Source organism: Pseudomonas sp. B21-041 (assembly GCF_024748675.1).
GTDB classification, from domain to species: Bacteria; Pseudomonadota; Gammaproteobacteria; order Pseudomonadales; family Pseudomonadaceae; genus Aquipseudomonas; species Aquipseudomonas neuropathica.
In genome coordinates this window covers 4,427,790-4,448,599 of record NZ_CP087175.1, presented here as the reverse complement: position 1 = coordinate 4,448,599, position 20,810 = coordinate 4,427,790, and the positions used below count along the sequence as shown (strand labels likewise).

At 59.1% G+C, this 20,810-nt stretch carries 22 protein-coding genes; 8 read left to right on the top strand and 14 right to left on the bottom strand.

The window, feature by feature from the left end:
- The first annotated feature begins 36 nt into the window (after window positions 1–36).
- Both LOY43_RS19625 and LOY43_RS19620 read left to right on the top strand, forming a co-directional pair.
- Window positions 37–354: a transcriptional regulator gene (locus LOY43_RS19625; RefSeq protein ID WP_093435111.1), complete on the top strand. Its 318-nt coding sequence runs from the start codon at window positions 37–39 to the stop codon at window positions 352–354.
- Between the two features lie 70 nt (window positions 355–424).
- Window positions 425–1,315, top strand: coding sequence for a pseudouridine synthase (locus LOY43_RS19620; protein WP_095125130.1), 891 nt, complete (start codon window positions 425–427; stop codon window positions 1,313–1,315).
- Window positions 1,316–1,396: 81 nt separating this feature from the next.
- Here LOY43_RS19620 and LOY43_RS19615 read toward each other — a convergent pair whose 3' ends face one another.
- Entirely contained in the window at window positions 1,397–1,618 is a 222-nt protein-coding gene (locus tag LOY43_RS19615; RefSeq protein WP_007908660.1) for a YgdI/YgdR family lipoprotein, read from the bottom strand.
- A 78-nt stretch (window positions 1,619–1,696) separates the two neighbouring features.
- Window positions 1,697–2,299, bottom strand: a complete 603-nt coding sequence (mobA, locus tag LOY43_RS19610) for a molybdenum cofactor guanylyltransferase MobA (RefSeq protein ID WP_095048439.1) — start codon at window positions 2,297–2,299, stop codon at window positions 1,697–1,699.
- Between the two features lie 81 nt (window positions 2,300–2,380).
- Between mobA and moaB the strand changes: the two genes are divergently transcribed.
- Together moaB and glp are read left to right on the top strand one after the other, a co-directional pair.
- Window positions 2,381–2,920 (top strand): molybdenum cofactor biosynthesis protein B, encoded by a 540-nt coding sequence (gene moaB, locus LOY43_RS19605; protein ID WP_095048438.1) that lies wholly within the window; start codon window positions 2,381–2,383, stop codon window positions 2,918–2,920.
- Window positions 2,904–4,130 carry a gephyrin-like molybdotransferase Glp gene (gene glp, locus LOY43_RS19600; RefSeq protein WP_095048437.1) on the top strand — a complete coding sequence of 409 codons (1,227 nt, stop codon included), beginning with the start codon at window positions 2,904–2,906 and terminating at the stop codon, window positions 4,128–4,130. Before moaB ends, glp begins: the two co-directional genes overlap by 17 nt.
- A 61-nt stretch (window positions 4,131–4,191) precedes the next feature.
- On the opposite strand, the gene LOY43_RS19595 is transcribed toward glp, so the two are convergent.
- The gene (locus LOY43_RS19595; RefSeq protein ID WP_175559630.1) at window positions 4,192–4,500 is read right to left on the bottom strand and encodes a hypothetical protein; all 309 of its coding nucleotides are present in this window, start codon (window positions 4,498–4,500) and stop codon (window positions 4,192–4,194) included.
- Between the two features lie 312 nt (window positions 4,501–4,812).
- On the opposite strand from LOY43_RS19595, the gene yegS reads away from it, so the two are divergent.
- Complete coding sequence (gene yegS, locus LOY43_RS19590) at window positions 4,813–5,730, top strand: lipid kinase YegS (RefSeq protein WP_093435097.1); 918 nt, start codon at window positions 4,813–4,815, stop codon at window positions 5,728–5,730.
- Here the strand turns inward: yegS and LOY43_RS19585 are convergent.
- From LOY43_RS19585 to LOY43_RS19575, 3 genes are all read right to left on the bottom strand, one after another.
- A complete protein-coding gene (locus tag LOY43_RS19585; RefSeq protein WP_093435094.1) occupies window positions 5,714–6,373 on the bottom strand; it encodes a response regulator transcription factor in 660 nt (219 codons plus the stop codon). The genes yegS and LOY43_RS19585 overlap by 17 nt on opposite strands.
- The gene (locus LOY43_RS19580) at window positions 6,370–7,263 is read right to left on the bottom strand and encodes a sensor histidine kinase (RefSeq protein WP_093435091.1); all 894 of its coding nucleotides are present in this window, start codon (window positions 7,261–7,263) and stop codon (window positions 6,370–6,372) included. Before LOY43_RS19580 ends, LOY43_RS19585 begins: the two co-directional genes overlap by 4 nt.
- 485 nt (window positions 7,264–7,748) lie before the next feature.
- Window positions 7,749–8,216, bottom strand: a complete 468-nt coding sequence (locus LOY43_RS19575) for a hypothetical protein (RefSeq protein ID WP_095048435.1) — start codon at window positions 8,214–8,216, stop codon at window positions 7,749–7,751.
- A 454-nt stretch (window positions 8,217–8,670) separates the two neighbouring features.
- Here LOY43_RS19575 and LOY43_RS19570 point away from each other — a divergent pair, with 454 nt between their 5' ends.
- Both LOY43_RS19570 and LOY43_RS19565 read left to right on the top strand, forming a co-directional pair.
- Window positions 8,671–9,606: a chemotaxis protein CheV gene (locus tag LOY43_RS19570; protein ID WP_064391361.1), complete on the top strand. Its 936-nt coding sequence runs from the start codon at window positions 8,671–8,673 to the stop codon at window positions 9,604–9,606.
- Window positions 9,607–9,773: 167 nt separating this feature from the next.
- On the top strand, window positions 9,774–10,580 hold the full coding sequence (locus LOY43_RS19565; protein WP_258708609.1) for an MOSC domain-containing protein: 807 nt from the start codon (window positions 9,774–9,776) through the stop codon (window positions 10,578–10,580).
- 72 nt (window positions 10,581–10,652) lie between these two features.
- Here LOY43_RS19565 and LOY43_RS19560 read toward each other — a convergent pair whose 3' ends face one another.
- The 8 genes from LOY43_RS19560 to LOY43_RS19525 form a co-directional block, all read right to left on the bottom strand.
- A complete protein-coding gene (locus LOY43_RS19560) occupies window positions 10,653–10,937 on the bottom strand; it encodes a pyrimidine/purine nucleoside phosphorylase (RefSeq protein ID WP_003226701.1) in 285 nt (94 codons plus the stop codon).
- A 105-nt stretch (window positions 10,938–11,042) separates the two neighbouring features.
- Window positions 11,043–11,585 carry an exonuclease domain-containing protein gene (locus LOY43_RS19555; protein WP_095048433.1) on the bottom strand — a complete coding sequence of 181 codons (543 nt, stop codon included), beginning with the start codon at window positions 11,583–11,585 and terminating at the stop codon, window positions 11,043–11,045.
- A 70-nt stretch (window positions 11,586–11,655) separates the two neighbouring features.
- Window positions 11,656–13,617 carry an acetyl/propionyl/methylcrotonyl-CoA carboxylase subunit alpha gene (locus LOY43_RS19550; protein ID WP_258708608.1) on the bottom strand — a complete coding sequence of 654 codons (1,962 nt, stop codon included), beginning with the start codon at window positions 13,615–13,617 and terminating at the stop codon, window positions 11,656–11,658.
- 111 nt (window positions 13,618–13,728) lie between these two features.
- Window positions 13,729–14,526, bottom strand: coding sequence for an enoyl-CoA hydratase/isomerase family protein (locus tag LOY43_RS19545; RefSeq protein WP_258708607.1), 798 nt, complete (start codon window positions 14,524–14,526; stop codon window positions 13,729–13,731).
- On the bottom strand, window positions 14,523–15,680 hold the full coding sequence (atuD, locus tag LOY43_RS19540; protein WP_095048430.1) for a citronellyl-CoA dehydrogenase: 1,158 nt from the start codon (window positions 15,678–15,680) through the stop codon (window positions 14,523–14,525). Before atuD ends, LOY43_RS19545 begins: the two co-directional genes overlap by 4 nt.
- 30 nt (window positions 15,681–15,710) lie before the next feature.
- Window positions 15,711–17,327: a geranyl-CoA carboxylase subunit beta gene (atuC, locus tag LOY43_RS19535; RefSeq protein ID WP_258708606.1), complete on the bottom strand. Its 1,617-nt coding sequence runs from the start codon at window positions 17,325–17,327 to the stop codon at window positions 15,711–15,713.
- A 3-nt stretch (window positions 17,328–17,330) separates the two neighbouring features.
- Window positions 17,331–18,200 (bottom strand): SDR family oxidoreductase, encoded by an 870-nt coding sequence (locus tag LOY43_RS19530; protein ID WP_258708605.1) that lies wholly within the window; start codon window positions 18,198–18,200, stop codon window positions 17,331–17,333.
- 12 nt (window positions 18,201–18,212) lie between these two features.
- Entirely contained in the window at window positions 18,213–19,997 is a 1,785-nt protein-coding gene (locus LOY43_RS19525) for an acyclic terpene utilization AtuA family protein (RefSeq protein ID WP_258708604.1), read from the bottom strand.
- 183 nt (window positions 19,998–20,180) lie between these two features.
- Here LOY43_RS19525 and LOY43_RS19520 point away from each other — a divergent pair, with 183 nt between their 5' ends.
- Window positions 20,181–20,804 (top strand): TetR/AcrR family transcriptional regulator, encoded by a 624-nt coding sequence (locus LOY43_RS19520; RefSeq protein WP_095048426.1) that lies wholly within the window; start codon window positions 20,181–20,183, stop codon window positions 20,802–20,804.
- Window positions 20,805–20,810: the final 6 nt, after the last annotated feature.

The window sequence follows — 20,810 nt, the reverse complement described above, 5'->3', positions numbered from 1 at the left end:
TATGTTCATACAGTAAATGCGTCAGAGGGATGAACCGTGGTCAATGTCGAACAGTTGAAAAACAGCGTGAACCGGATGTCGGTTGACGTGGTGCGCGAGGCCGTTCTCGAATTGCGCCTGGACGGGCTGGTCACGGAAGGCAAGACGCCGTTCAACAAGCTGCATTTCAACACTTGCTTTGCCGAAATCGAGGCCTTGTTTCAGCGTGCCGGTTACCACAAGCAACTGGATGTGGTCGGTTATCAGGGGCTGCTCTACGCCTTGTACGATCCGGGCCGCTGGGAGGCAGTTGATGTATTGCGCTGGCTCAAGGAATTCACTGACGCCGCAGCGCTGAAAACAATTCCGGCCTGAACATTCTGCGCTAGGTTCGTTTCCCTCAGTGCTGGATAATGCCGCCCTGCATTGAGGGTTCGATTTTCGTATGTCCACATCTACATTTTCTGCTGCTCAGAATCAGGCGAGCACGCTTTATCTGCCGCCCGGTAAATGGCTGACCGTACTCGATTGTCTGTGCGAGCATTTCAGCGCCATTGACCGCGTTCAATGGCTGGACCGCATCGCTCGGGGACGTGTGCTGGACGGCCATGGCCAGCCGATCCCGGTGGACTTGCCTTACAAGGAAGGTCTGCGGATTCATTATTTTCGCGAAGTGCCGGACGAGAAGCCGATCCCGGTAGTCGAGTCGATCCTGTATGCGGACGAACATCTGGTGGTGGCTGACAAACCGCATTTTCTGCCGGTGACGCCCGCCGGCGAATACGTTGAGCAAACCCTGTTACGCAGGCTGATTCATCGCCTGGACAATCCTCACTTGGTGCCGCTGCACCGCATCGACCGGCATACGGCGGGGCTGGTCATTTTCTCGGCCAATCCGCAAACCCGATCGGCTTATCAGTCGCTGTTCCCCACGCGGCAGATCGACAAGCGTTATGAGGCCATCGCTCCGGCACTGCCCGATCTGAATTTCCCCCTGGTGCACAAGAGCCGTCTGGTCGACGGAGAACCGTTTTTCCGCATGCAGGAAGGCGCCGGAGCCAGCAATACCGAAACGGCGGTGGAGGTTCGGGAAAAGCATGGCGATCTGTGGCGTTATGGATTGTTTCCGGTGACCGGCAAGAAACATCAACTGCGCGTCCACATGACTGCGCTGGGGGCGAGCATCTGCAACGATCCGTTTTATCCCCAGGTGCTGAAAGACGTCGAGGATGACTATGCCAATCCGTTGAAGCTGCTGGCGCAAGGCTTGCGGTTTATCGACCCGGTGACCGGTGAGGAGCGCGAATTCGAGAGCCGGATCACCTTGCAGTGGTGATACTGACTTCACTTTTTAGAGCGCCCATGAAAAAGCCCGCAATCAATGCGGGCTTTTCTGTATCCGGTATCGAACCAGAGCTTACAGCTCTTTAACGGTACGAACCTGATCCTTGTTGATGCGGGTTTCTTTGCCGTCCAGCTGTTTGAACTCGTAGAAGCCCGAATCGTCATCGTATTTCGGGGTGTCGACGGCCTGGATTTCGCGACCGTCATTCAAGGTGATCACTGTAGGCGACGAGCAACCGGCGAGGGTGGCAAGGCCCAGTGCGAGCATGAAAGTGGCGAGGGTCCGTTGAGTCATGGGTGTGTCTCCGAATGGGAATTCTTTTGGTTACTGAGCTTGAGACGTATACAAGGCTTGAGAGTTCCTTGAATGGTGTCAGTCTGACACAGTGTTATGGGAATTTAACAGTTCGGGGGTGTTCAGGTTGGCCAGCCGCGGGTCGTTTTCAGGGCACTCCAGGGCAGTGGCGCCTAGATTGCGCATGACCCGGCCGGGGCTGCGTTCACCGGCATTCCAGGCATCTTCGAAGGCCGTTAGAAGGGCCACCGGAATCACACACAGCAAGGGTTCCCAATGCTCGTCATGGCGCAACATTAAAGGTTTTTCAGGATGCTGATTGGCAGTCTCGCGCATGCTTTGCAGCAGCGCGGCGTCAATTCGCGGAACGTCGCACGGCAAAACCAGCAGGTGGCTATGGCGCGCCGCTTTCAGACCGGCACGAATACCCGCCAATGGCCCCGGAAAATCGCCCTCGTCATCGACCACCAATTGATCGGCAAACGGTGCGTAACGCTCGCGGTTGCGGTTGCAGGAGATGATCAGGTCGTCAGTCAGCCCGCGTACCTTACGCTGCAAATGTGCAATCAACGGTTCGCCCAGCCACTCGACCAGGCCTTTGTCCTGACCGCCCATGCGTTGGCCGCGCCCGCCTGCCAGGAGCAGAATGGAGCAGGGGGGCAATTGCGAATCGCGGGTCATGGCAGCTCTCCAGAGGGGCGGCGAAAAAATAGGGCGCTGTGATATAACACCGGGCTGTTTCTCCTACAACTGGACGAGCCTATGAAAGCCAAGGCTGATGTACCTTTCGTGCCGCTCAATATTGCGGTGCTGACAGTCAGTGACACCCGAACTCTGGAAACCGACACCTCAGGCCAGGTCTTCGTCGATCGCTTGACGGCGGCGGGCCACCGTTTGGCGGAGCGGGTTTTGCTCAAAGATGACCTCTACAAAATTCGCGCGCAAGTCGCCAGCTGGATTGCCGACGATGTCGTGCAGGTCGTGCTGATCACCGGCGGTACCGGATTTACCGGTCGTGACAGCACGCCGGAAGCGGTTGCCTGCCTGCTGGATAAACAGGTCGACGGGTTTGGGGAGTTGTTCCGGCAGATTTCGGTAGCCGATATCGGTACCTCGACAGTTCAGTCCCGGGCGCTGGCCGGTCTGGCCAACGGCACGCTGGTGTGCTGTTTGCCAGGTTCGACCAATGCCGTACGTACCGGTTGGGATGGCATCCTGGGCGAGCAGTTGGACGCGCGTCATCGTCCGTGCAACTTCGTGACTCATTTGAAGCAGGCAGCGCCTTGTGAATCCCGTGGGTAAGCCGGGCAAGACCGGAGCGCTGATGCCGGTCGAGCTGGCGCTGGAGCGCCTGCTCGACATGGCCGAGGCCTCGCCGATTGTCGAGCATGAGTATTTGCCGCTGGCTCAGGTTCAGGGGCGTGTGCTGAGCGAAGACCTGATTTCGACGCTGGATCTGCCACCCTGGCCAAACAGTGCCATGGACGGTTATGCGCTGAATCTGACCGACTGGACGGGCGAACCGATGCCGGTCAGTCAGAAGGTGTTTGCCGGGCAATCCCCCGAACCGCTGAAGCCGGGCACCTGTGCACGGATCTTCACCGGGGCGCCGGTGCCCGCGGGCGCTGATTGCGTGGAAATGCAGGAAAACGCTGAGGTTCAAACCGATGAAAGGGTGCGTTTCCTTGAACCGATGAAGGCCGGGCAGAACATTCGCCCGCAAGGTCAGGAAACCACAGTCGGTGAACTGATCCTGCCCGCCGGAACTCGGCTGGGTCCGATAGAGCAGGGATTAGCCGCATCGTTGGGCTGTGCCGGGTTGAAGGTCGTGCGCAAGGTTCGTGTCGCGGTGATTTCCACTGGCGATGAATTGGTCGAGCCGGGCCAGGCCCTGGGGCCGGGACAGATATACAACAGCAATCGAGTGTTGCTGTGCAGTTGGCTGCAACGCCTGGGCTGTGAGGTAGTTGATGCCGGTATTCTTCCGGACGATCTGGCCACAACCCGAGCGCGTCTGGGTGAGTTGCAGGATGTTGATCTGATTCTTTCCACCGGTGGCGTGTCGGTGGGTGAGGCGGATTTTTTGGGTGTCGCATTGCGTGAAGAGGGCGAGCTTGCCCTTTGGAAGCTGGCGATCAAACCCGGAAAACCGCTAACTTTTGGCCATTTCCGCAACGTGCCGGTCATTGGCTTGCCAGGCAACCCTGCGTCGACACTGGTGACCTTTGCGCTGCTCACTCGGCCTTATCTGTTACGCCGTCAGGGCGTTCGGGTCGTCGAGCCGCTGAAGTTCACCGTGCCAGCGGGGTTTGACTGGCCGGTGGCAGGCAATCGGCGTGAGTACCTGCGAGGCCGTCTTGAGCAAGGACGGGCGACTGTCTACCGCAACCAGAGCTCAGGTGTACTGCGTAGCGCCGCGTGGGCAGATGGATTGGTCGAAGTGCTGGAAGGTCGCACGCTGAGCGTCGGAGACGAAGTGGTCTTCATCCCGCTGAGTGACTTGCTCGACTGATCGCTATCTCGTAAATGCAGGCGTCGGCTGACTCAGGCGGCGCCTGCAATGACTGATTCAATTAATTGCTGATCAATGTCACAAGCTGATCGAATCGGCTATTGGCCACCCAGCCCAGCAAACCCAGCACTACCGCTGTTGCACCCGCCGAGTAGGCAAGCCGGTGTTTGATCGTTCGGACATCACCGCGAATTTCGTCCATGTCCCGTCGAAGGTATTTGAGATGGGTTTCCAGCTCGGTAACACGGGGTTCCATATCAACTTCTCCAGTGGTTCTGGCGCTGTTTTTGAAATCGGACTTGTGATTCGCGCGACTTTCGACAATGGGGCCAACCGGGCTCATGGGTATTCTCGCTTCATGACCAGGCATGGAAGCATCCACCGATTGTTTCAACTGTTTGCTTGCAACCTTTTCCAGCTCTCGAACCGGCAAGAGCCCATGGGGTGTATCCACTCATTACATGCACGTCCCTGTGTGTTGGATTGAAAATCGATACCGCCAACACACGGTGACTCAATGCTCGAACCGGGTCAATTAAGCCGATTCCGCATGTTTTGTAAGAAAAAGTACCGCTGTGTAGGACGTCCGGCGCCAGGAGGCTGAATTAATTACGGGTATGACGGCTTTTTTGCGTGCGCCAGTGGTCAAGATGTCTTAACCGATCAATTTGGGAGTGATGTTATGAGTGAACGCCGGGCGCTGTTGATTCTGCATGGCAAGCAGGCACTCAACGAGGCGGTACGCACCGCCGTCGAGGACAAGCGCAAGCAAGGCTGGGAGCTGGCCGTGCGTCTGACCTGGGAGGCAGGGGACGCACAGCGCTGGGTAGAACAAGCCTTGGCTGACGGCTACACGAAAATCATTGCCGGGGGCGGCGATGGCACCTTGCGCGATATCGCCGAAGCGCTCGCCGCGCATCCTGGCAAAGCCAGTCTCGTACTCCTGCCTTTGGGCACTGCCAACGATTTTTCCCGTGCCGCCGGCGTACCACTGGAGCCTGCCGAAGCCCTTGAGCTGCTCGATGTGCCACCGCGCGCCATCGATCTGGGTGAAGTGGGCGGGCAGATTTTTCTCAACATGGCCACCGGTGGTTTCGGCAGCCAGGTCACGGCCAATACCTCCGAGGACTTGAAAAAAGTACTTGGCGGTGCTGCCTATCTGTTCACTGGCTTGTCACGATTCAGCGAGCTGCATGCCGCTTACGGCGAACTTCAGGGGCCGGATTTTCACTGGCGTGGCGAGCTGTTGGCACTGGGTATCGGCAATGGCCGACAGGCCGGCGGTGGACACGTGTTGTGCCCGGAGGCGCTGGCCGATGATGGCTTGCTGGATATCAGTATTCTGCCGGCGCCACAGGAGTTGGTGGGCACCTTGAAGACGCTGCTCAGCGATGGCTTCGGGATCGACAACATGTTTGTTCGCACCCGTTTGCCATGGGTCGAAATCAAGGTGGCCGAGGGGCTGTGCATCAATCTTGATGGCGAACCGCTCGAAGGTGACAGCATGCGATTCGAGGCGCGTCCGGCGGCGTTGCGCGTGCATTTGCCGGAACATTCTCCCTTGTTGAGCAGCGCCGGGCTGGTCAGTCGTCCAGGCTGATGATCTGCTCACGCACGGCGAACAGCACCAGACCCGCCACGTCGTAGATTTGCAGTCGCTTCATGATCTGTGAACGGTGGGTCTCGACAGTCTTGATGCTCAGGCCCAGGCCATTGGCGATTTCCCGGGTGGATTTTCCGCGCACGATCAAGCGCAGGATTTCCAGTTGGCGCGCGGTCAGATTGTGCGAGTCGGCTGCCTCCGGCTGCTGCTTCTGATTACGGGTCAGGGCTTGATTGATCACGGTATGGGCGATGGCCGGGCTCAGGTAGCGCTCGTTGTTGCGCAAGGCTTCCAGTGCATGCTCAAGTTCTGTCGCTGTGGTGTCCTTGAGCAGGTAGCCGTGGGCGCCGGACTCCAGCGCCTGCATGATCAGCGCCGGATCGGTGTGCATCGACAGGATCAGCACCTTGCTCTGCGGGCGTACCCGCTTGAGCCGTTGCAGGGCTTCCAGGCCACCGGTTTCTTTCATGGAGATATCCAGCAACACGATATCCGGATTCAGTTGCTCGACCATTTCGAGCAGCTGCGAACCGTCATTGGCCTCGCCAATCACCGCGTAACCGGGAATATCCAGCACCAGAGCGCGCACGCCGGCCCTGATCAGCGAGTGGTCATCCACCAGAAGTAAGTTGCAAGTCAACGCATAACCTTATTCGTACTGGCCCGCTCGAGTGCGCGTGGCGCCCACGGGAAGAGTGCTTCGATTTGAGTGCCTTTGCCCGGTTCGCTGATGACGTTCAGGGTGCCACCCAGTTGCTCGATTCGTTCGGCCATCCCGGCCATGCCTCGTTGTCCTTCACGACCGGGGTTGGCCGCCGGGGCGAATCCCAGGCCGTCATCGCTGATCAGCAACGTCAGACCTTTGGGCAGACGTTGCACGCGTATCACCAGATTTTTTGCCTGGGCATGACGCAGGATATTGGTAACAGCCTCTTGGGTAATACGAAAGGCGGCGACTGCCATTTCTTCCGGAATGCCATTGAGCCGCTGCTGGCAATCGAGGCTCCAGTGCACGTTAGTGTTGGCCAATGTCTTGAGCAGGTGCGCACGCAGGCTGGCTTCAAGTCCCAGGCTGGTCAACTGGCGTGGGTTGAGAATGGCTGAAACGTCGCGCACCTTGTTGAGGGTTTCTTCCAGGGTGTCGCACAACGCGGTGCATTGTTCCTGCAAGTCGTCGGGCATGCGCCGCTTGAGCCATTCGCTTTGCAGTTTGGCGGCCGTCAGCAGTTGGCCGATATCGTCATGCAGTTCGCGGCTGAGGCGATGGCGCTCGTTTTCCTGGACTTCCAGCAAGCGGTCAGCGAGTTCCTGCGGCTGAAACTTGATTGATTTGCGTGACAGTCGATATTGCACCCAGACGCACGCAGTAGCAGCGATATCGAGCAGCAGCAATCCCAGGCAAAGTGGTGTTGAAAGAGCGTAGGTCAGCAGACTGCCGAGCGTGGCCGCGACACACAGTATGAGTGTGAACCGGCGAGCATTTTCGCGGGAGGGTGGCCATGTAGTGATTGACTTGAGGCTGGCGTACATAACGGATGGAGCCAATGGATGTTCGCTGCGGGCAGACCGGCCGGAGGCTGACGGGTCTCTGTCTGAAAATGCTGTCAATTATATTATTGATTTCAACGCGGTTCAGTAAACGTATTGGCCGCCAACTATCAGTGGACAGCGATCTCTGAAGTCACTGTGCCACTAATTTGAAAGCAACTAATGGGCGGCATAATACCACTTAAGATACCGTTGGTCGCGTTTGCTATATATGTCCATTGAGTCAGGAAATACGTGATATTGGACGCAAGTTCCATAATGGAAAAGTCGATTTGTTGTGTTCGATAGATGTCAGTGTTGCCTGAAGTTGTGCTTGTTTGCACACAGGTAAACCCTGAGGCCGGCAAAAATATCGGCGTCGGCTTTCAGTGATTATTTAGTTCGACTTGTCGCTGGCAGGTATGAACTATTCAATTGCGACGTTCAACGCTTGTGTTCCAAGTGCTTGCGCGGGTACCGAGTGCGGGTCAGGCTTGTCCCGAGTAGGGCAGTTGGGGCAAACGTTTGCCCGTGCGGGGCGGCTGATGGCGGCTTTGGCTGACCTGGAAGGCGAATGCTTCGAGCAGCAAAGCCTGCTCACTTTCATCCAGACTCAGTTGCCCGGTCTGCTGATCGACCAGTTCAAGCTGCCAGGCCATCAATGTGAAGCAATCCTGCAAGGCTTGCAGGGCCTGTTCGTGAAGGTCGACGTGTTCCTGATTGAGGTTGAGCAGGCTGTAAATGTGCAGGGAAAACTCGGAAATCGCCTCCAGCGCGAGGGCTTCAGCCCTGCGTGCGAGTTTCAGCAGAGTACTGAGCATGCACTCGATGGCGTCCTTGTCATTGCTGATCAATTGCAGGTGGCTGAGGCATTCTTCGGACTTGGCCAGGAGTTGCTCGGCCTCGACAAGGAATTCGGGGAAGCGTTGTACCCACTCTTTGCGGTCCATTGGCATGCTTATCTCCACAACGTCATGTCTGATGAGGGAATGCCGTGTGTGGCGACGATCGTGAATCGTCGGGAGATCGCGCCCAGACGTGCAAGTGCACAGACTGAGAGGTTCCAGAGGGCTTGTTTCCACTGAACTGCGATCGCACACAATAGCCTGACTCCGTTCATGCAATGAGAATGGCGTCACATTAATGGCTATTGGATATTGCGAATATCAGGTTGGGCCTGATTGTTACTAGGGGAATCCCTTAGGCGCGGGAACCTACCGTGCAAACCGAGGTCGCGCCGCAGAGAATGTAGCAGATGAAAATCACCGGGCCAGTAAACCATGATGTTAATGTGACATCAATGCCTGTTCATGGCATTTTTGATGGGGTCGGGTATGGCAATCAAGAACTGCGATTTGCCGCCGATAACCTCACATAGTGAATTCATCAGAACAAGCCCAGGAGTCATTGATGGCCGGCATTCTCGACACGGTAGACCAACGCACGCAACTGGTGGGTGAGAATCGCCTGGAAATTCTCATGTTTCGACTGGCCGGGCGTCAGTTGTTCGCGATCAACGTGTTCAAGGTTCAGGAAGTGCTGCAACTGCCGAAACTGACTTTGATGCCGCAGCGTCACCCGTTTGTATGCGGAGTGGTCAATCTGCGCGGTCAGACCTTGCCGGTGATCGATCTGTCGCAGGCGATCGGTATGCGTCCGTTGGTGCCGGGGCCCAACAGCACGATCATCGTCACCGAATACAACCGCTCGGTGCAGGCCTTCCTGGTGGGCGGTGTGGATCGCATCGTCAACATGAACTGGGAAGCCATTCTGCCGCCGCCGACCAGCGCCGGGCGTCAGCACTATCTGACCGCGATCAGCAAGGTCGACGATCAACTGGTGGAAATCATCGACGTCGAGAAAGTCCTCGCCGAAATCGTCCCGTACAACGCCAAGGTCTCGCGTGAAAAACTCGATGATCCGGTGCTCGAGCGCGCCCGTGGCCGTGAAGTGCTGTTGGTGGACGACTCCAACGTGGCACTTTCGCAATTGCGCGACACCCTCGGCCAGCTCGGGGTAAAAATGCACATTGCCAGCGATGGCCTGAAGGCGTTGAACATGCTCAAGGCCTGGGCGGATACCGGCGTGAACATGACCGACAAGCTGCTGATGATCTTCACCGATGCGGAAATGCCGGAAATGGACGGCTATCGCCTGACCACCGAAATTCGTAACGATCCGCGTCTGCGTGGCTTGTACGTGGTGCTGCATACCTCGCTGTCCGGTAGCTTCAACGACTCGATGGTGAAGAAGGTCGGCTGCGACAACTTCCTCTCCAAATTCCAGCCGGACAAACTGGTCGACGTCGTTCGCCAGCGTCTGATGCTCGACGAAGTTCCGGCCTGATCACACACCCATTGTAGGAGTGAGCCTGCTCGCGATCGCGGTGTGTCAGCCCCGAATCATTACCTGACACACCGCTATCGCGAGCAGGCTCACTCCTACAGTTATTGCTCTTTGATTCCTGATCAAGCTCGTATAGGGTGGCGTTTTTACCCTTCAGGGAGCTGGCCATGCTGCGTCTGAGCGCGCTTTATCGTTACCCGTTGAAATCCGGCAAAGTCGATGTGCTGCAAAGTGTTGATCTCGACAAGCTGGGGCTTGATGGCGATCGACGCTGGATGCTCGTGGACGAGGCCAGCGGCCGCTTTCTGACCCAGCGCGCTGAAGCGAAGATGAGTCAGTTGTCGGCGCTATGGAATGCGCAGGGCGGTCTGACCCTGAGCGCACCTGAACAGTCCTCCATCGACATCGCCTTGCCGGGCAATGACGCCGAACTACGCGGTGTGACGATCTGGCGCGACACCTTGCGCGTGCCGGATGCCGGTGAAGAAGCAGCGCGCTGGGTCAGCGATTTCATCGGCAAGCCGACCCGGCTGGTGCAAGTGCCGCTGGATCGTGCCCGCATGACGCAGGCAGGTTTCGGCAAGGATGATGATCAGGTCGCATTCGCCGACGGATTTCCCTTGCTGTTGATCGGCGAGGCGTCCCTGCAGGATCTCTCGGACAGAGTCGGTCGTCCGCTGGAAATGCTGCGCTTTCGGCCGAATCTGGTGATCGAAGGCAGTGAGGCGTATTCCGAAGATGGCTGGAAGCGCATTCGCATTGGCGATGTCGAGTTCCGCGTGGTCAAGTCGTGCTCGCGCTGCATTCTCACCACCATCGACCCGCAAACCGGTGAGCGCAGTGCCGATCGCGAGCCGCTGGCAACCTTGCAGAAATATCGCGCTCAAGCCGATGGTGCGATGTTTGGCCAGAATCTGGTGAATGACCGTAATGGTCGACTCGAAGTCGGGATGCCAGTGGAGATTCTCGAATAAGCCGTCACTGCAACGAAAAATGCCCGTGTCTTTGGACACGGGCATTTTCATTGGTGCAGTGAAACCGTTGCTTTAGCCGCGGTATTCGCACAGGTAAGCGGTGTCGACCGCAACCTTAAGCTGGAACTTGCTGTTGGCCGGGACGTTGAACTGGCTGCCGGCGGCGAAGGTTTCCCAGTCGCTGCTGTCGGGCAGTTTGACGGTCAGTGCGCCGGAAACCACATGCATGATTTCACGCTGAGCGGTGCCGAATTCGTATTCGCCCGGGGCCATGACGCCGATGGTCGCCGGACCTTCAGCGGTGCCAAAGGCGATCGACTTGACGGTGCCGTCGAAGTACTCGTTGACTTTAAACATGGGCGATTCCTCGAAAAGGGTTAGAAATTGGAGGCGGCCAGTATGCACAAGGCTTTTCGCGCCGTCACCTGCCCGGCGTCTGTCCGGTGAGTTCTCGAATTGACCCTAGAGTGGCAAGACCAGTGGCAACAACCGCGCGGTGTTGCGCGCATCTTCCAGCGCCCGGTGCTGCTGGCCGCTGAACTGCATGCCAGCCAATTGCAGCGCACCGTTGAGGCCTAATGGACGCTCCAGGCGGCGGGCCTTGGCGAAGCGTTGTTTGAGATTCATGTGCGGCACCTTGCTCAAGCCACTGTCGATTTGCAGGCGCTGCCATTCCTGCAACAACTGCTTGCGGTCGTAATCGCCCCAACTGGCCCAGCCTTCAAGGCGTGTCTGATGTTGCGCGAGCCAGCGTTCGAACGCCGGCCAGACTTCAGTCAACGGCTGTGCCGAGTCGATATTGGCTTGGGTGATGTGTGTCAGTTCACGACAGAAAGGCGTAAGCAACGGCCGTCGCGTCGGTTTGACGAAACGCTGGAAGTGATCCTGCTCGCGCCCGGCGCGATCGACCAGGGTGGCGCCGATCTCGATAATTTCCATTTCGGTGACTGGCCAGCCACCCTCATCGGTGGTGGCTTCCAGATCTATGACCAGCCAGTGAGGCATCGCAGGGTTCCTGATTTCCGCGTTCTGATAACTCAGAGCGTAGTCAAAACCCGCACGGGCGTGTGGGCGACTACTCGACCTGTAACAGAACCTGACGATTTTTTACCTGATCGCCGACCTTGACCTGCACCCGCTTGAGCACGCCGTCGATGCCGGCCTTGAGCGGGTGCTCCATTTTCATTGCCTCCAGCACCACCAGCAATTGACCTTTGCTGACCGGACTGCCTTCGCTGACCAGTACGTCGACGATGGCACCGTCCATGGGTGCTTTCAGGGTGCCGGAGCTGACGCTGGTCTGACTGTCGATCACGGCGTGAGTTCGATCCTCAAGGCGCAGACTGCCGGGATGGCTGAACAGCCAAAGGTGCCCGCTATCCAGTCGATACGCGTGACGCTGGCGCAAACCGTCGAGTTCCAGTGTCAGCGATTGCGTGTCCTGGTCGATGAGTTTTAACTCGAGCGTGCGCTCGGCAACCTGCACGGTGAAGGCGCCTTGCGCGTGAGCGAGCAGTTGCGCTGTCCAGTTCTGATCATCAAGCCCGAGTCGATAATGCAGCGGCACACTGGCATTGTTGCGCCAGCCGGTGAGCGGCGCGCGGTGGGCGAGGGCGCTTGATTGATAGAAAAGCATCGCTGCAATCGCCAGTTCCTCGGCATTCGCAATGTAACGGTGCAAGCAAGGGTGTTCGCTAAAGTACCGGGCAATGAACGCAGTACTGAATTCGCCACTGATGAACTGCGGATGTTGCAACAGGCTGGCCAGCAAGCGCTGATTGCTTTGCACGCCCAATAACACCGTGTCCTGTACCGCGCGCAAGAGTTTGCGCCGGGCTTCTTCGCGGGTGGCGCCAAAGGCGATCACTTTGCCCAGCATCGGGTCGTAGAACGGGCTGATCGATTGCCCTTCCAGCAAGCCATGATCGATTCGCGCACCGTGCTGCAGCGCCGGCTCCCAGGCTTCTACTCGACCGGTTTGCGGGAGGAAGTCTTGCGCGGGATCTTCGGCGTAAAGCCGCACTTCCATGGCATGTCCGTTGAGCTGCACCTGGTCCTGGGTCAGCGGCAACGGCTGCCCCTCGGCGACCAGCAATTGCCACGCGACCAGATCCAGCCCGGTGATCAATTCAGTCACCGGATGCTCGACTTGCAGGCGCGTGTTCATCTCCAGAAAGTAGAACTGCCCGCGCGCATCGAGCAAAAACTCCACGGTGCCGGCGCCGACATAGTTCACTGCGCGGCCAGCCTTCAATGCTGCCTCACCCATGGCCTGGCGCAGTTCGGCGGTCATCACCGGGCAGGGCGCTTCCTCGATGACTTTCTGATGGCGACGCTGGATCGAGCAATCGCGTTCGCCGAGGTAGATCAGGTTGCCGTGCTGATCGCCGAACAACTGCACTTCGACATGCCGCGGTTCGATCAATGCCTGTTCGAGGATCAATTCGTCGCTGCCGAAACCGTTCAGTGCTTCGGAGCGCGCGGTGCGTAATTGCGCCGGCAAATCAGCGCCGCTGTGCAGCAGGCGCATACCGCGCCCGCCACCGCCGGCACTGGCCTTGATCATCAGCGGATAGCCAATGCGCTCCGCTTCACGCAGCAGGGTCGCATCGTCCTGTTCGGTACCTTGATAACCGGCGATGCAGGGCACGCCGGCTTCGAGCATGGCGATTTTCGAACGGCGTTTGCTGCCCATCAATTCGATGGCTTCGACGCTGGGGCCGATGAAGATCAGCCCGGCCTGTTCACAGGCACGGGCGAATTCGGCGTTTTCCGAAAGAAAGCCGTAGCCGGGATGGATCGCGTCAGCGCCGCTGCGGCGAGCGGCGTCGAGGATCGCAGGGATGTTGAGGTATGACTGTTGAACGGGGGACGGACCAATGCGAACGGCTTGGTCAGCCATCTGAACGTGCAGGGCCTTGGCGTCGGCATCGCTGAAGACGGCGACGGTGCGATAGCCCAAGGCTTGGGCGGTGCGCTGGATGCGGCAGGCGATTTCACCGCGGTTGGCGATCAGGATTTTGTGGATGGCGGGCATGGTGATCTTCCTGAGTATTTGGCGGTGAATGTGATGGCCTCATCGCGAGCAGGCTCACTCCTACATTTGGAATGGATTTCCCCTGTAGGAGTGAGCCTGCTCGCGATGCTTTTAAGTGGCCCACCGAGGTTTACGCTTTTGCACAAATGCCATGGTGCCCTCGATCCCTTCGTCGCCTGTCACCGCTTCGCTAAACCACTGCGCCGCCTCATCGAGCAATTCACTTGAAGGCTGCCCGGCACTCGCCAACAACAATTTCTTGGTCATGGCATTCGCCTCCGGCGCGCAACACAGCACATGTTGCAACACCTCATCCAGCCGCTCAGCCAGCGCTTGTGCATCCTGCTCGACGAAATGCACCAGCCCCAGACGGCGTGCCTGGTGCCCATCGAAACGTGCGGCGGTCAGTGCCAGTCGACGGGTTTCGGTGAGGCCGATGCGCTGCACCACAAACGGCGCAATCTGCGCCGGCAGTAAACCGAGACTGGTTTCCGGCAAACCGAATTGCGCTTGATGATCGGCAATCGCGATGTCGCTGATACAGGCCAGACCGAAACCACCACCGAGCACCGCGCCTTGCAGCACGGTGATCAGCACTTGCGGCGTGTGCTGTGCTTCTTCCAGCAGGGCGCCGAACGCGCGATTCAGATCGCGGTAAGCCTCGGTGCTCTGAGCGCGGGCGTTGGCCATGTCCTTGATATCGCCGCCGGCACAAAAATGCCCGCCGGCACCGCTGAGCACCAACGCCCGAACAGCGCGGTCATCACGCACAGCCGCCAGCACCTCGCGCAGTTCGCTGACCATCTGCAGGCTCATCGCATTACGACTGTCCGGCCGATTGAGGGTGACGTGCAGCACGCCGCCATGCAGTTCCAGCAACAGCGTCTGGCATTGCGGCAGGCTGCTCATTTCTTTTTCCCCGGGAGGATGCCCATCAGTTTGCAGATAATCCCCAGCATGATCTCGTCGGCGCCGCCGCCAATCGATACCAGCCGGACATCGCGGTAGGCGCGGGCCACCGGGTTGTCCCACATGAAACCCATGCCGCCCCAATATTGCAGGCAGCTGTCGCTGACTTCGCGGCCGAGGCGCCCGGCCTTGAGCTTGGCCATCGACGCCAGCCGCGTGACGTCCTGGCCTTTCACGTATTGCTCGGTGGCCTGATAGACCAGCGCGCGCAGGCATTCGATTTCGGTCTGCAATTCGGCGAGGCGGAAGTGGATGACCTGATTGTCGATCAGCGGATTGCCGAAGGTCTTGCGCTCCTTGCAGTACTCGATGGTGCTGTCGACGCAATATTCCAGGCCCTTGATCATGTTCGCCGCGCCGAACAGACGTTCCTCCTGAAACTGCAGCATCTGCATCATGAATCCGGCGCCTTCATGGCCGATGCGATTGCGCTGCGGCACGCGCACGTTGTCGAAAAACACCTGGGCGGTTTCCGAGCTGCGCATGCCGAGCTTGTCCAGGTGCGAGCTGAGGCTGATCCCAGGCGTGTTCATCGGCACCATGATCAGCGATTTGTTGATGTGTGGTTTGTCGTCCGAGGTGTTGGCCAGCAGGCAGATGAAATCGGCGCTCGGCGAGTTGGTGATCCACATCTTGCTGCCGTTGATCACATAGTCGTCGCCGTCCTTGCGCGCGGTGGTTTTCAGCCCGGCGACGTCGGAGCCTGCACCGACTTCAGAGACGCCGATGCAACCAACCTGCTCGCCAGTGATCGCCGGGCGCAGGAATTCTTCGCGCAGTTCATCGGAGCCGAAGCGGGCGAGGGCAGGCGTACACATGTCGGTCTGCACGCCGATCGACATCGGAATGCCGCCGCAATGGATGGTGCCGAACTCTTCGGCGGCGACAATCGAATAGCTGTAGTCGAGGCCCATGCCGCCGAATTTTTCCGGTTTGGAAATACCCAGCAAACCGAGGTCGCCAGCCTTGCGGAAAATTTCGTGAATGGGAAAGCGTCCGGCCTTTTCCCATTCATCGACGTGCGGATTGATCTCGTGCTCGACGAACTGGCGGACGGTGCGGCGCAGGGCTTCGTGTTCCGGGGTGAAGATCATTGTTATTGTTCTCCGTAAGATCCGTGGCGGTCAGAACCGGCTGACGCCGAAGCTATTGGGTTGCAGCTTGCGAATGTCGGCCTCGTGGCAGATGTCCAGCAAGTAGCCAAGCAGGGTGCGCGTGTCGCGGGGGTCGATCAGCCCGTCATCCCACAGATTGGCGCTGCCGTAGAGCGCGGTGGATTGACTGTCGAGTTTCTGCGCGGTGACTTGTTCGAGCATGTCGAGCATTTTCGGGTCTGGCGTCAGGCCGTCCTTCAACTGCTTGGCTTCGGTAACGATGCGCAAGACTTTGCCGGCCTGCGCACCGCCCATCACCGCCGTGCGGCTGTTCGGCCAGGCGAAGATGAAGCGCGGATCGAGACCACGCCCACACATCGCGTAGTTGCCAGCACCGTAGGAACCGCCGACGACCATCGTCAGTTTAGGCACCCGTGCATTGGCTACCGCTTGAATCAGTTTCGAGCCGTGTTTGATCACGCCTTGCTGCTCGGATTCGGTGCCGACCATGAAACCGGTGGTGTTGTGAAAGAACAGCAGCGGCGTCTGGCTCTGATCGCACAACTGAATGAACTGCGCCGCTTTGCTCGCGCCGTTGGGTGTGATCGGGCCGTTGTTGCCGATGAACCCGCAGGCGCGGCCCTGAATCTTTAGCTGGCCGCAAACTGTTTGCTGATCGAACTCGCCCTTGAATTCGACGAAGCAGGATTCGTCGGCAATGCGCGCGATGATTTCGCGTACGTTGTAAGGTTTTTTCGGATCGTCGGGGATCAGCCCGAGCAATTCATCGATGGGGTAGAGCGGCTCTTTGTATTGTGGCTCCGGCAGCCACGGCAGTTGCTCGTTCCACGGCAGCATACGGAGAATTTCGCGCACCTGACGCACGCCATCGGCATCGTTTTCCGCCAGGTACTCGGCCGTTCCAGCGACCTGCGCGTGCATCTCGGCACCACCGAGTTCTTCATCGGTGGCGACTTCGCCAGTGGCCGCTTTCAGCAGTGGCGGACCGGCGAGAAACAGCTTGGCCTTGCCGCGCACCACCACCACGTAATCCGACAACCCCGGCTGATAAGCGCCACCGGCCGTGGCCGAACCATGCACCACGGTAATCTGCGGCAAACCCATTGCCGACATCCGCGCCTGATTGGCAAAACTGCGCGCGCCTTCGACAAAAATCTCCGCCGCGTAATTGAGGTTGGCGCCGCCACTTTCGGCAAGGGTGATCACCGGGAGTTTGTTTTCCTGGGCGATTTGTTGCAGGCGCAGGGATTTTTTCAAGCCAGTGGGCGAGATCGTCCCGCCCTTGATTGCGCTGTTGTTCGCCACCACCATCGCGCGAATGCCGCAGACGTAACCGATACCGGCGATCAGTCCGCCACCGGCGGAACTGCCGTCCTTGTCGTCGTGCAACTTGTAGCCGGCGAGGCTGGCCAGTTCGAGAAACGGCGCGCCGGGATCGAGCAACAGATTCAAGCGCTCACGGGGCAGCAGTTGCCCGCGCTTGTCGAACCTGGCTTTGGCTTCGGTGGCCTTGTTCAGCAGACTCTGTTCGAGTTGCTGCACATGTTCGATCGCCGCGAGCATGGCCGAGCGGTTGCGGGCAAACGCTTCGCTGTGCGGGTCGAGTCGGGACTGGATCTGCGGCATGGCTTACTCCTTGTCCTTCAGCACATCGGGTAAATACGCGCGGTGGAAACCGTTGAACGACTCGCTGTGGGTCGCCTTGTGCAACGGCCATGCACGGCTGCCGAGGCTGGCCGCGCCGTCGATTTTCAAGGTGCTGCCACTGATAAATGCGGCGGCCGGGCTAAGCAAAAAAACAATCGCCGCACTGACTTCCGACTCGGTGCCGATACGCTTGAGCGGCACGTGTTCGCGCAGGGTCGGAATCACCGCTTTGAACGCGCCTTCGTAAGTGTCCATGCCGCTGGAGGCAATCCAGCCCGGCGCCACCGCGTTGACCCGCACGCCGGCATAACCCCATTCGAACGCGGCAGTTTTGGTGAAGTTGTCCATGCCCGACCGCGCCGCGCCAGAGTGACCCATGCCGGGCATGCCGCCCCACATGTCGGCGAGCATGTTGACGATGTTGCCGCCGTGTTTGCTCATCGACTGGTTGAACACTTCCCGCGCCATCAGAAAACCGCCGACCAGATTGGTGCGCAGCACGGTTTCGAAACCTTTCTGATTGATCGAGGCCAAGGGCGACGGGTACTGGCCGCCGGCATTGTTGACCAGACCGTGGATCGGTCCGTGTTCAGCAATCAATTCGCTGACCAGTTGTTTTACCGCTTCTTCATCGCGGATATCGCAGGCCTTCCAGTGCGCGCGGCCGCCGTCCTCGGCGATTTCGTCGGCGACCTTTTGCAGTTTCTCCGGCTTGCGCCCGACCAGCAGTACATTGGCGCCGAGGGCCGCCAGTTCATGGGCGGTGCAGCGACCGATGCCACTGCCGCCACCGGTGACGATGATGGTCTGGCCGCTGAACAGACCTGCGTTGAAAATCGACGCGTAAGCCATGCAAACAATCCTCTAGTCGAGCTGTTCGGCGATGCTCTGCGGCACCGGGATCTGGATTTCCAACAGTTGCTGGGCGAAGGCTTTGCCTTGCGGATCGATGCGCAGACTGGCCACGCCGCCACCGCCGAGGGCGTTTTCCAATAGAAAATTCAGGCTGTGGGTGCCGGGCAGATACCAGCGTTCGACCCGGCCGTGGATCGGGTCGAGTACGTGGCTCATCCAGTCGACAACCACGGCCGGGGTCAGCGCTTCGGCGATCCACGGCAGGTATTCGGGTTTGCGCGGCATCACGCCAATGTTGCTGTGATTGCCCTTGTCACCGGAGCGCGCGACGGCCAGTTTCACCAGCGCCACACTGGCATCGGCGCGGCCCTGTGGTTTGGGCGGCTGATGGGGCAGGGGCAAATCCGCGCTGTCGAGTGCGCTGAGCGAAGGCAGGGCGCATGGATAACGTTGACCGGCCATGTCGATCTGTACTGTGCAGGCGCTTTTATCGATCAGGAATGAAAACAGACGAATCAGCGGATACACCGTTGGCCGCCCGCCGACGATGCCGGTCAGCCCCGGCGCCATGCCGGTGGCGGCCTGGGCAATCTCCCGGGAGAACAGTACCAGCGCCTGTTTGTCTGGATGACGTACGGCGAGCTTGACAACCACTTCGCGGCTGTCGCGGCGTTGGCCATGAGGGCCGTAGGTGGCTTCGCTGCCGAGCAGTTCGATGTTGATTTCGCTGTAGGGCGCCCAGCCGCGCTGGCTGAACATTTGCGAAGTCTTGTCGATGATCGCCTGACTGACCCGCTGCGCTTTTTCCACTGCATCGATACCGGCGATCAGGCAACTGGCGGTGCAACGAAACCCTTCCGGGTAGGTGGCGCTGACCTTGTATTTATCGCTTGGTGGCAGGCCTTTGGCGCCGTGGACGTGCACGGCATTCTTGCCTTGTTGCTGAAGTCTGACCCCAGTGAAATCGCAGACTACATCGGGCAACAGATACGCCTGTGGATCGCCGATTTCATACAGCATCTGTTCGCCGACAGTCAGCGGGGTGACCAGTCCGCCTGAGCCTTGCGGTTTGCTGACGATGAACTGGCCGTCGGCGCTGACTTCCACGATCGGAAAGCCGATGTGCTCGTAATCCGGCACTTCGCGCCAATCGGTGAAATTGCCGCCGGTGCATTGCGCGCCGCATTCGATGATGTGCCCGGCGAGCGCAGCCTGGGCGAGTTTGTCGTAGTCGTGCCATGACCAGCCGAATTCATGCACCAGCGCCGCACTGACCACCGCGCTGTCGACCACGCGCCCAGTGATGACAATGTCGGCGCCCAGGCGCAGCGCTTCGACAATGCCCGGCGCGCCAAGGTAGGCGTTGGTCGACACGCACATTGGCGGCAGCGGGGCGCCGCTGAACATTTCGGTGATGCCGCTGAGCTGTTTGAGCTGTGATTGCAGATCATCGCCCAGTAATACGGCGATTTTCAGTGCGACGCCGGCCTTGTCGCAGGCCGCTTGCAGGGCGGCGGCGCAGGCTTGCGGATTGATCCCGCCGGCATTGCTGATCACGCGGATGTTCTGCTCGGCCAGTTGTGGCAGCAGGGGGGTCAGCGCGTCGATGAAGTCGCCGGCAAACCCCGCCTGTGGGTCCTTCATGCGTGCCCCGGCCATGATCGACATCGTGATCTCGGCCAGGTAATCGAACACCAGATAATCCAGCTTGCCGCCGTCCACTAACTGCGCGGCGGCGGTCGAGGTGTCTCCCCAGAATGCACTGGCGCATCCGATGCGAACGGTGGTGGGCATTTTTATCTCCGACTCAGCAACCTGCGACAGAAGTGTCTGGAGGCTACCAAGCAAGCGCTTGGTTTGTAAACAGTTGAAACTATCTTCTGCCCAAGCGCTTGCTTGGTTGCCGCTGGCGGCTTAAATTGCGCGCAACCCTGCGGTTTCAGGGGCAACAGACTGATCGACTGTAGGAGAGAACGGGTGGACGAGCAAAAAGCCCTGAGGGTCATGCGCGATTTGGTCGACGAAGGCCAGTTGACCGACCCTGACAGCGCCCGCGGCAAATTGCTGCAAGTGGCCGCTCACCTGTTCCGCAACAAAGGCTACGAACGTACCACGGTGCGCGATCTGGCCGGCGCCGTCGGCATCCAGTCGGGAAGCATTTTTCATCACTTCAAAAGCAAGGATGAAATCCTCCGGGCGGTGATGGAGGAAACCATCCGCTACAACACCGCGTTAATGCGGGCAGCTCTGGCCGATGCGGCCAATGTGCGCGAACGCGTGCTGGCGCTGATTCGCTGCGAACTGCAGTCAATCATGGGCGGCAGCGGTGAAGCCATGGCGGTGCTGGTTTATGAGTGGCGTTCGCTGTCCGAAGAAGGTCAGACCCAAGTGCTGGCACTGCGCGATGTCTACGAGGACATCTGGCTGCAAGTGCTGGGTGAGGCCAAGGACGCAGGATTTATCCGTGGCGATGTATTTATTACCCGACGTTTCCTCACTGGCGCACTGTCCTGGACGACCACCTGGTTCCGTGCCGGCGGCAGTTTGAGCCTCGATCAGTTGGCCGACGAGGCGTTGATTCTGGTCCTCGAAGAGCGTTGAAGCACT

What these genes read in the sequence shown, in the direction of transcription:
- LOY43_RS19595 (WP_175559630.1), bottom strand. Translation starts at nt 4,500, where the DNA reads ATGCCTGGTCATGAAGCGAGAATACCCATGAGCCCGGTTGGCCCCATT.
- moaB (WP_095048438.1), top strand. Translation starts at nt 2,381, where the DNA reads ATGAAAGCCAAGGCTGATGTACCTTTCGTGCCGCTCAATATTGCGGTG.
- LOY43_RS19620 (WP_095125130.1), top strand. Translation starts at nt 425, where the DNA reads ATGTCCACATCTACATTTTCTGCTGCTCAGAATCAGGCGAGCACGCTT.
- LOY43_RS19530 (WP_258708605.1), bottom strand. Translation starts at nt 18,200, where the DNA reads ATGGCTTACGCGTCGATTTTCAACGCAGGTCTGTTCAGCGGCCAGACC.
- LOY43_RS19525 (WP_258708604.1), bottom strand. Translation starts at nt 19,997, where the DNA reads ATGCCCACCACCGTTCGCATCGGATGCGCCAGTGCATTCTGGGGAGAC.
- LOY43_RS19575 (WP_095048435.1), bottom strand. Translation starts at nt 8,216, where the DNA reads ATGCCAATGGACCGCAAAGAGTGGGTACAACGCTTCCCCGAATTCCTT.
- atuD (WP_095048430.1), bottom strand. Translation starts at nt 15,680, where the DNA reads ATGATCTTCACCCCGGAACACGAAGCCCTGCGCCGCACCGTCCGCCAG.
- LOY43_RS19555 (WP_095048433.1), bottom strand. Translation starts at nt 11,585, where the DNA reads ATGCCTCACTGGCTGGTCATAGATCTGGAAGCCACCACCGATGAGGGT.
- LOY43_RS19570 (WP_064391361.1), top strand. Translation starts at nt 8,671, where the DNA reads ATGGCCGGCATTCTCGACACGGTAGACCAACGCACGCAACTGGTGGGT.
- LOY43_RS19560 (WP_003226701.1), bottom strand. Translation starts at nt 10,937, where the DNA reads ATGTTTAAAGTCAACGAGTACTTCGACGGCACCGTCAAGTCGATCGCC.
- LOY43_RS19545 (WP_258708607.1), bottom strand. Translation starts at nt 14,526, where the DNA reads ATGAGCAGCCTGCCGCAATGCCAGACGCTGTTGCTGGAACTGCATGGC.
- LOY43_RS19565 (WP_258708609.1), top strand. Translation starts at nt 9,774, where the DNA reads ATGCTGCGTCTGAGCGCGCTTTATCGTTACCCGTTGAAATCCGGCAAA.
- LOY43_RS19580 (WP_093435091.1), bottom strand. Translation starts at nt 7,263, where the DNA reads ATGTACGCCAGCCTCAAGTCAATCACTACATGGCCACCCTCCCGCGAA.
- atuC (WP_258708606.1), bottom strand. Translation starts at nt 17,327, where the DNA reads ATGCCGCAGATCCAGTCCCGACTCGACCCGCACAGCGAAGCGTTTGCC.
- LOY43_RS19550 (WP_258708608.1), bottom strand. Translation starts at nt 13,617, where the DNA reads ATGCCCGCCATCCACAAAATCCTGATCGCCAACCGCGGTGAAATCGCC.
- mobA (WP_095048439.1), bottom strand. Translation starts at nt 2,299, where the DNA reads ATGACCCGCGATTCGCAATTGCCCCCCTGCTCCATTCTGCTCCTGGCA.
- yegS (WP_093435097.1), top strand. Translation starts at nt 4,813, where the DNA reads ATGAGTGAACGCCGGGCGCTGTTGATTCTGCATGGCAAGCAGGCACTC.
- LOY43_RS19615 (WP_007908660.1), bottom strand. Translation starts at nt 1,618, where the DNA reads ATGACTCAACGGACCCTCGCCACTTTCATGCTCGCACTGGGCCTTGCC.